We start from the raw sequence: 6,687 nt of genomic DNA on the forward strand, positions 1-6,687 counted from the left end.
CTGCTAAGTTTAGTTTCCTTTATTGTAACAGGTTTTTTCCAATTTCAATCAATAAAAAAGCCCCCCACAACCGCATTCCACGGCAACAGAAAGCCCAATACCACTCCCACCCCCAAAACCCTACCGAACCACCTCAAAAACGGTCCCTTGGTGAAAGTCAGTCACGTTCGTAGACCCGTAAACGCCTAAAAACAGCCGGGTATGGGCCTGATTCGTTCCTAAACTCACATAATAAGCGGAGCCGGACCCAAAATCATAATTCGGTTCAATCAAACCAAAATCATTGAATTTCCCATCCGTTCTTACTTTCGTATAACCTAAGGCGCCTCTAACCGGCGATTGCGATTCTGTTTTCCGGGCAAGATCGGTAAATACAACGCTTCCCGTTAAATCGGAGATGCCATTCCCTATGTAGGGTTGGACTCCTGTCAGCGCGGTGCCGCTGAATTTATCACGGCGCGGATCTTGGTGAAAATAACCCGTTAAAGGCGGAAGACGCTTCGTCGAAGTTTTTATCGCCTCCTCGTAATAGGCGATCGTTTTCTCATTCAAAGTCTGATTTCCTGAGCAGCCTCTAACCGTCGAAGTTGGAATCGTACCTTCCCATCCCCGCCAGCCAAAGTTCATCCATCCTTCCGGGTCTGATTCCGATTGAACAAGCTGAGTGACCGGTATCGGCTGATAATGAGTAAAGGAATAGACGGACTCTGACAAATCCTGTCCGACATTTCCGACAAACTTGAGATACTGATTGGAAACCCTTTGAAAGGAAATACCGGGTATATTTCGAACCCCTTTGGCCATGACCGTAAGCGTTCCCTGAATCGGCACAGGCAGCTCATGAAAACGCGTAACTACGGGAGGATTACTGATCGCGACTTGTTTATCTACATCGATTTCAATGATTTTTCCGGCGATTTCCATCGGATTTTGACTGAGATTAAAGGGATCATACCCCGACCCACCGTCTCCGGTCGTTAATACAAGTCTTCCGGTTTCAGGTGAGAAATTCAAGCTGTTGACCCCGTTATGGTTAAAAAAAGGTCTTCTCATGTTAAGCAGCGTTCGTCGTTTCTGGGGCTGGCCGTTCGATTGCAAAATCCATTCTTCAACGGTGTCGATATGATCAAAGCGCGTTTCTCGATCTGTCCATCTCAAGTTTAAGGTTTTCGGGTCGCACGGGTTCGGCTGAAAAGATTCAAAAGTACCCGCAAGCGCCCCCGGACCTTGGGTTCCAGCTGCGGTATAATGAAGATAGAAAAGTCCGTTACGATAAAATTGCGGGTGAAACGCCAGCCCGAGCAACCCCCGTTCGTCGTATCCCCCATCGGAGCCAAGCTTGATGATTCGCTGACGAATATCTAAAAAAGGCTTGATCCTCCCATTTCCGAGGGCAAAGATCTCTCCTGCCTGGGTGGCAATAAATAAGCTGTCCATTGAATCCCCGGGAAGAAATGCAGTTTTCAAAACCGTAGGTAAATTGATTTTGCTGACAATGGGCCGTAAAGCGACCTTAACTGTTCTCAAATCAGGAATGCCCCTTCTTATGGTTTCTTAAAAATAACAATATGATGAGCACGTGGCTCTTAGTACAAAAAAAGCCTTCTACAGCCATCCCTTGCGGTGACCATAGAAAGCTCATTTGTTAAAATTGATCAGGAAACAGCTTCACGATGCCTTGGGTCAGGATATCCGCCAAATGAATCATATGAATTTCGTTTTTGTCGGTGGCTGCAATGTCCGCCTGCCAATCACCTTTGAGACAAGCGATGACGATGTCCGTGATCAATTGCAGATGCGTATACAGCATATCTTGCATCGTTTTTAACGGCCAGTTCGGATTCGCTCCGCTTAAAAATTTGGAGATCTCATCAGCGTTTCGATGCCAAACCGCTTGCAGCTTTTTCAAATCAGCCTCATTGCCTCTTTTGGCGGCTTCGACAATTTTTCCGGCGATCTGAATATGCTCTTTCAGCAGTTGAGTCAGTTGATTGCCGGCAGCCTCGCCGTAATAAGGCTTGATCACATTGCCGATATCCTCCTGGTTCCCGCAAAAGCCGGTCCAATACATCCTTCTGATCCGGTCGATTCGTCATCGCGCTGACAATATAACTTCTCGTCCATATCGTATGATCAATCCATACCTTCTGCATATCCGTCTTCAACTGCACCATTTTCTCACTTAGGCAGGCCGCATCACCCTTATCGTCCGCTTTCGCTTGCACAGATCCTGTTGACGACATCATGCTAATACGAGAACGAACGCCAATGCCACTAACCACTTATTTTCAACTGATTTTATACTCAAAAATAACCCCGAAATCGCGTTCACGAAATCAGGGTCTGGCATTTAAAATTGATCGAGCACCTCACGAACTTCATCCGTGGACTCGGCGCTCATCAAGCGATGTCTTAGTTGACTCGCCCCGCGAAATCCGCGTAAATAGACCTTAAAAAAGCGGCGAAGCGGTTTGAACGGCCGCGGCCCAAATTCTTTTACATACTTATCATAAAGGTCAAGATGTAACCGTAAAAGCTCAATAAATTCCTCGCTGCTGTGGTCTTTCGGCTCTTTTTCAAAGGCAAATGGATTATGAAAAATCCCGCGCCCAATCATAATGCCGTCCACACCATGTTCCTCAGCGAGCTCCAAGCCTTTTTGACGGTCCGGAATATCGCCATTAATGGTCAGAAGTGTGTCTGGTGCTACCTCATCACGCAGCTTCTTGATCTCCGGAATCAGTTCCCAATGCGCAGCCACTTCGCTCATTTCTTTTCTTGTCCGCAGATGAATTGAGAGATTCACGATGTCTTGCTGCAATAAGTGCTTGAGCCAACCGCGCCACTCCTCGACTTCCGTATAACCAAGCCTCGTCTTCACGCTTACCGGCAAACCCCCGGCTTTTGAAGCTTGTATAATGTCTGCAACCACATCCGGACGGCGGATCAGACCGCTTCCCTTCCCTTTCGGTGCTACATTCGCTACCGGACAGCCCATATTGATATCGACACCTTGAAAACCTTGTTCCGCCATACCGATACTCATTTTCTCGAACAATTCCGGTTTATCGCCCCAAATATGAGCAACAATCGGCTGTTCATCTTCTGTAAAAGTTAACCGCCCGCGCACACTTTGGTCCACCTCCGGGTGACAATAACTCTCCGTGTTGGTGAACTCTGTAAAAAACGCATCCGGTCTCGCCGCTTCACTCACCACATGGCGGAAAACAACATCCGTCACATCTTCCATCGGCGCCAATATAAAAAACGGTTTCGGTAAATGATGCCAAAAGTTATCTGTCATCCTATAAACCCTCTCATGAGGGGATCGGTTTTTCCCCAAAATAAAAAGCCAACCCGGCTTCCTTTAAAATTTATACCATGCTTACGCCCTTTGATCAAACGATAGGAAACAGATCTTCATAAATCACCATTCAATGGGTAAATCAGTTGACACAAGGATTGCAGAGGAAAGACTATCAAACGAATGAGTGAAGAAAAAAAGTTCATCCACACATAAACGATATGGATATTTTTATGTTAAAATAGATACATTGCAAAAGCCTTTTCAAATTTTGTGTTTTTTTACTTGATAAGGTTGTTTTTTCAATACAAGGGGGTTACAGGTTGAGAGTAAATTTAAGAAATGATGCAGGAGTAACAAAACAGGTCAAATTGGGGTTTAGCTGGACAACATTCTTTTTTGGTTTTTTCCCAGCGCTATTTCGTGGGGATCTAAAGTGGGCCGCAATTATGTTTATTACTGCACTAGCTGTGGGAGTATTTACATTCGGCTTTGGTGCGTGGATCCCTGGTATTTTCTTCTCGTTTATTTACAACAAAATCTTCATCAAAGATTTACTTGAGAAGGGTTATCGTCCTGCTGATGATGGATCCAGAAACGCATTAATAGGAAGTGGCATAATTACGGGTGAAAATGTTGCATAACAAGCGTTAAATGTTAAATAATGAAGCAGGAGCACTGCAATTCGGTGCTCTTTTTATATTCTCTGTTTTGCCTATATTCCCGCATTAATTGACCCCGCCGATTAAAAATTTTTCCATAAATCGCCCATCAAACGCAAGCGACTGGGGAGTGTCACCGTATCGTACCGGTATCGTCGATGGTCGTGGACTGTAACAATTTACTATCTTTTCTGCTCCTACAATCAAATAGAAGCAGGCAACCCTTTAACAGGTTCCTGCTTCTTCTCTTAAAACGATCTGCGCAACGCATTCGACGTGAACCGTCTGCGGGAACATATCCACCGGCTGCACCTCCTGCGCCTGGAAGCCTCCGGCTTCCAGCACCTTCAAATCCCGCGCTAACGTCGCGGGATTGCACGAAACATACACGATGCGCTTCGGCTTCATGGCGACGATCGTCGCCAGAAGAGCCTCGTCGCATCCCTTCCGCGGCGGGTCGACGACGACTACGTCCGTCGTCACCCCTTGCTTGTGCCACGCCGGAATCACGTCCTCCGCTTTCCCGATCTCGAACGTCACGTTCGAGATCGCGTTCAGCTCCGCGTTCTTCCGGGCGTCCTCGACCGCCTCCGGCACCACTTCCACGCCGTACACATGTCCGGCTTGCTTCGCCAAAAACAGCGAAATCGTGCCGATTCCGCAATACGCGTCTACGACGCTTTCTTCCCCGCTCAACCTCGCATACTCAAGCGCTTTTTCATAAAGCACTTTCGTCTGCTTCGGATTCACTTGGAAGAACGATCTCGCCGAGATCGCGAATTTCACGTCGCCGATCGTGTCATAAATGACCTCTCGGCCCCATAACACCAGCGTTTCTTCGCCGAAAATCGTATTCGTCCGCTTCGGATTCACGTTCTGCACGATCGACATCACGCCGTCGATCGCATCGGTCACCTCGCGGACGATTGCCTTGCGGCTCGGCAAATGCGTACTTTTCGTAACGAAAATCACCATGACCTCGCTGCTGTTTTGCCCGTACCGGACAACGACGTGGCGCAGCTCACCTTTATGCGTCTTTTCATCATACGCACGTACGCCGTACCGGTCGGCAATCTCTTTCACCTGTTGCACGACGTCGTCGTTCGTCGGTTCTTGAATGAGACATTCGTTCATATCGATGATGCGGTGCGAGCCGCGCTGGTAAAAGCCGGCGATCAAGCCGCCTTCGCGCTCGCCGACCGGCACTTGCGCCTTGTTGCGGTAGCGCCACGGGTCCTCCATGCCGAGCACCGGATGTACGGGTACGTCTTCCAAACCGCCGAGCCGAGCCAGCGTTTCTTTGACCATGCGATGTTTTTGCTTCAGTTGGCCCTCGTAGGAAAGATGCTGGAGCTGACAGCCGCCGCATTGTTTATAAATCGGACAAGGCGGTTCGATCCGCTCCGGACTCGTTTCGTGCAGTTCGAGCAATTTCCCGAACCCATACCCTTTTTTCGTCTTCAGCACTTTCACCGACGCACGTTCGCCGGGCAACGCCTGCGGCACGAACAGCGTATAGCCGTCCACTTTCGCGACAGCGCTGCCTTCATGGGTCAAATCTGAAAACGTCACTTCGACGATGTCATTTTTTTGTACGGGTAATTCCGCTTTCGGCATGCACATTCATCCTTTAATCTTCGTGTACCGGAGCAAGCACGTCCATCACGTCAGGTTCCTTCAAATCTCTCACATAAAATTTGCCGTCCAAACGATAAACCGGAGTGCCGTCACCGAAGAATCCCGAGTGGTTCGGGATGTCTTTCATTGTAAAATCCGCCCCGGGATCGTCAGGCAATTTTTTAACTTGGAAAACGGTATCAAGCCCTTCACGGTAAGGGATTTGCGGGCTTTGCGCCACGTGGATAACCCCGTCGATCTTCACGAAAAGGGCCCAATCCGTCCAACCGTCCACGCCGTCCATTTTTAAAAAATCGGACCGCGGCATCGCCAGCATTTCAATAAAATCTTTCGGGGCTTTGTAAAGCTTCCCGTCGTCGTCCATGACCCATTCGCCATCGACCTGGGAAATGGACAGGCCCCATTTTCCGTTCACTCGGAAAGTATAACGAATCGCATATGTTGGCGGTTTCGGCCCGGAAATCGGTTCTAAATGTTCAAGACTCTCCAAGGCTTTGTATATCCAATCATTATTACGGATGTGATAGCCTTGCTCAGCGATGTACGAAACCGGTTCCGATTGCGTGACGACAATTTCGTCCGTGAAAAAAGCTTCGAGCCGGTCTCGTTCCATGTATAGAAAAGTAGCACAAGCAACAAGCACGACTCCAACCAAAATTCCAACCTTTTTTAGCATCCGATCGCTCCTCACTTCCGATATTTTTTCGCGGTTTCTTCAGGAACGAGCAGTCTCAGATGCTGATACAAGTTGGCCAGCTCACACGGGAAAAGCCCGCCGAATTCCCCGTCGAGATTCAATTGCATTTTCGTTTCCGGGTACACTTTTATATGACTCGCCTTTGTATAAATCACGTTCGGGTCGTTAATATGATCGCCGCGAATCGCCTTTTGCACCGCGGCAACGACGCCGGCAAGATTCGTTTTCTTTAAAATCATCAGCTCGAACAAGCCGTCGTTCAACAGCGCATCAGGAGCGGCCTTTTCAAAACCGCTCACCGAATTCGTATTGGCAACTAGAAACAGCATGATCTCGCCTTCGAACAGACGGCCGTCAAACTCGATCCGCACTTGCGTTGGGCGCAC

General features: G+C 48.4%; 6 protein-coding genes and 1 pseudogene. 1 reads left to right on the forward strand and 6 read right to left on the reverse strand.

The genetic code is table 11. The annotated features are described in order from the left end of the window. Positions 1-120: 120 nt before the first annotated feature. The 3 genes and pseudogenes from VFK44_10085 to VFK44_10095 form a co-directional block, all read right to left on the reverse strand. Complete coding sequence (locus VFK44_10085; GenBank protein HET7628725.1) at positions 121-1,527, reverse strand: PQQ-dependent sugar dehydrogenase; 1,407 nt, start codon at positions 1,525-1,527, stop codon at positions 121-123. A 118-nt stretch (positions 1,528-1,645) separates the two neighbouring features. Next, positions 1,646-2,350 (reverse strand): annotated as a pseudogene (locus tag VFK44_10090) (glycosyltransferase). After that, a complete protein-coding gene (locus VFK44_10095) occupies positions 2,351-3,304 on the reverse strand; it encodes a tRNA-dihydrouridine synthase (GenBank protein ID HET7628726.1) in 954 nt (317 codons plus the stop codon). Positions 3,305-3,627: 323 nt separating this feature from the next. On the opposite strand from VFK44_10095, the gene VFK44_10100 reads away from it, so the two are divergent. Next, positions 3,628-3,948, forward strand: a complete 321-nt coding sequence (locus VFK44_10100) for a DUF2628 domain-containing protein (GenBank protein ID HET7628727.1) — start codon at positions 3,628-3,630, stop codon at positions 3,946-3,948. Positions 3,949-4,191: 243 nt separating this feature from the next. Here the strand turns inward: VFK44_10100 and rlmD are convergent, their stop codons facing one another. From rlmD to VFK44_10115, 3 genes are all read right to left on the reverse strand, one after another. Then, a complete protein-coding gene (gene rlmD, locus VFK44_10105) occupies positions 4,192-5,583 on the reverse strand; it encodes a 23S rRNA (uracil(1939)-C(5))-methyltransferase RlmD (GenBank protein HET7628728.1) in 1,392 nt (463 codons plus the stop codon). A gap of 13 nt (positions 5,584-5,596) precedes the next feature. Further along, a complete protein-coding gene (locus tag VFK44_10110; GenBank protein ID HET7628729.1) occupies positions 5,597-6,280 on the reverse strand; it encodes a hypothetical protein in 684 nt (227 codons plus the stop codon). 11 nt (positions 6,281-6,291) lie between these two features. Continuing rightward, positions 6,292-6,687, reverse strand: a 396-nt coding sequence (locus VFK44_10115) for a YegS/Rv2252/BmrU family lipid kinase (GenBank protein HET7628730.1), incomplete at its 5' end; no start/stop codon positions are given.

The sequence above is a fragment of the Bacillales bacterium genome (genome assembly GCA_035700025.1).
Classification (GTDB): Bacteria; Bacillota; Bacilli; order Bacillales; family DASSOY01; genus DASSOY01.

Bases quoted from the DNA above. Each gene is read 5' to 3' on its own strand.
- VFK44_10110 (HET7628729.1), bottom strand. From the start codon at position 6,280: ATGCTAAAAAAGGTTGGAATTTTGGTTGGAGTCGTGCTTGTTGCTTGT.
- VFK44_10095 (HET7628726.1), bottom strand. From the start codon at position 3,304: ATGACAGATAACTTTTGGCATCATTTACCGAAACCGTTTTTTATATTG.
- rlmD (HET7628728.1), bottom strand. From the start codon at position 5,583: ATGCCGAAAGCGGAATTACCCGTACAAAAAAATGACATCGTCGAAGTG.